The organism is Zoogloea sp. (genome assembly GCF_023150065.1).
Taxonomy (GTDB): domain Bacteria; phylum Pseudomonadota; class Gammaproteobacteria; order Burkholderiales; family Rhodocyclaceae; genus Zoogloea.
The window spans coordinates 1-2,545 of record NZ_JAKLLN010000055.1 but is presented as its reverse complement, the minus strand read 5'-3'; the positions used below and the strand labels follow the sequence as shown (position 1 = coordinate 2,545).

2 protein-coding genes are annotated in these 2,545 nt (G+C 68.3%); both read left to right on the top strand.

The window, feature by feature from the left end; all coding sequences use genetic code 11:
- A partial coding sequence (locus tag L6Q67_RS23280; RefSeq protein ID WP_296575819.1) for a chemotaxis protein CheW occupies positions 1–820 on the top strand: 820 nt, incomplete at its 5' end.
- Between the two features lie 50 nt (positions 821–870).
- Positions 871–2,545 (top strand): nitrate- and nitrite sensing domain-containing protein (locus L6Q67_RS23275; protein WP_296575816.1); only part of this gene is annotated, 1,675 nt, incomplete at its 3' end.

The following is a 2,545-nucleotide window of genomic DNA, read 5'->3' as shown; positions in this document are numbered from 1 at the left end:
CGAGACTGCAGAGCAGCGGGTGGCAGCCGGCAAGGGTGCCCGCGGCCGTCTGGCGCTGCATGCATATCACGAATCGGGCTCGATCGTCATCGAGGTCAGCGACGACGGGCGCGGACTCGACCGCGAGCGCATCCTGTCCAAGGCGATCGAGCGCGGCCTGGTGGCCGACGATGCGCAGCTGTCCGACGAAGAGGTTCACCAGCTCATCTTCGCCCCCGGCTTTTCCACCGCCGAGGCCGTGACCAACCTGTCGGGCCGCGGCGTGGGCATGGATGTGGTCAAGCGCAACATCGAGGCCCTGCGCGGGCACATCCGCATCGCCAGCCAGCCGGGGCGCGGCACCACGATGCAGATCCGCTTGCCGCTCACATTGGCCATCATCGACGGCTTTCTGACCAGCGTCGGTGGCGTGAGCTATGTGCTGCCGCTGGAACTGGTGGCCGAGTGCCTCGAGGTGCCGCCCGAGTGCGCGGCCGAACCCGAGCGTGTGGCCGGCCATTTCGACCTGCGCGGCGAGGTGCTGCCCTACCTGGACATCGGCCGCTTCTACCGCCACGCTGCGCCACCACCCGGCGCCACGCGGCGCAGCCTGGTCCTCGTGCATGACGGCGGCAGCCGTGTCGGGCTGGTGGTCGACCGCCTGCTGGGCGAGCACCAGACCGTGATCAAGCCGCTGGGCCAGGTGTTCCAGCATATCCGCGGCCTGGCCGGCTCCACCATCCTGGGCAGCGGCGAGGTGGCCCTGATCCTCGACGTGCCCGCCCTGCTGGACCTGGTCACCGGCAACAGCCGCGCAGTCGCGCCGCACACGCCACGCTGAACCCACGCGGCTCGCCCCACAACACACGTCGCCCCCAAAGGACCTGCACGATGATCCCGAACCCGCTGCACCGCCTGAACCTGTGGCAGAAGTTCGCCACGATCGGCGCACTGGCGCTCACGCTCATCGCCATCCCCGGCGCGATCGTGTTGCGCGATCGCATCGACACCCAACGTGTTGCCCACGACGAGCGCGCTGGCCTGGCGCCGGCCGCAGCGATGCTGCGCACGATCCAGATCACGCAGCAGCACCGTGGCCTGTCGGCCAACGTGCTCAGCGGCAACGCGGCTTTCGCCGACAAGCGCGCCAAGGCCAAGGACGAGGTTGACGCCGCACTGGCCAAGGCGGCCACCGCGGGGTCCGAGCTCGGGCAGCGCATGCGCACCGGCACGATCGACGAGCGGATGCGCAGCATGGCCGCGGATTGGAAGAACCTGGCCGAGGCTGTTGGTTCGCGCGGCATCTCGCCAGCCGAGAGCGCGCAACGCCACACCCGACTCATCGAAAGCCAGTTCGCCATCCTCGACGAGATCGTGTCCACGTCCACCCTGGCTCTGGACCCCGAGGCCGCGAGCTTCTACCTGATCATGGGCACGCTGGACTATGGCCCGCGCCTGACCGAGTACCTGGGCCAATTGCGCGCCCAGGGCACCAATGCGTTGTCGAAGAAGGAGATCACTCCCGAGCAACGTGCCGCGATCGCGGTCCTGATCGGGAACAGCCGCCACTACAGCCAACAGGTGCAGCAGGCTCTGGATCGCTCGAAGGCTTCGGATACGACGTTAGCAGCGGCGCTGTCGAAGTCGATCGGTACGGCAGTCGAGGCGGCCAGGACTGCCGCCGATCTGGCTGAAGCGGAACTCGTGAGCACCAGCAAGCTCGCGCTCGCCGCGCCGGACTTCTTTGGCCGCATGACACAGGCCATCGACAGCCAGTTCGACCTGGTCACCGCTTCGACCGGTGAGCTCACGCGCATCCTGGAAGCCCGCGCCGACGCAGCGCGCACGACGGTCGTCCAGGTGAGCCTGGCGCTCGCCGGCGGCCTGCTGGCGATGCTGGTGACCGTGTGGCTCATCCTGCGGGTGTCGAATCGAGCGCTGCGTGCGTCGATGGATGCCGCCCAGGCGCTGTCGCGTGGCGATCTGTCGGTGAAGGTGGCCACGGACGGGCGGAACGACTTCGGCCAACTCGCCGCGGCTGTCGAGATGGCGCGCGCCAACGTACAGGACCTGCTGGCCGAGGTGCGCGGCATGTATCAGCGCCACGAGCGCGGCGACATCGACGTGGTCATCGACGCCGGCCGCTTCCAGGGCGAATTCGGAACCATGGCCCAAGGCATCAACGAGATGGTCGGCGCGCACATCGATGTGAAGAAGCGCGCACTGGGGGTGGTGGCTGAATTCAGCCGCGGCAATCTCGATGCCGACATGGAGAAGCTGCCCGGCAAGAAGGCGTTCATCAACGATACGCTCGACACCGTGCGCCGCCTGCTGCGCGAGGCCAACAACGCCGCAGCCGAGAACCTGCGCATTCGCCGTGCGCTGGAGGCGGTGCCCAGCGCCGTGATGGTGACCGACAGCGAAGGCGTGATCCGGTTCGCCAACAGCGCCGTGCTGGCGCTGCTGCGGCGCATCGAGCCGGGCCTGCGCCAGCGTGTGCCCGACTTCTCGGCCGATCAGGTGTTGGGCCAGAACTTCGACCGCTTCCACCGCAATCCAGCGCATC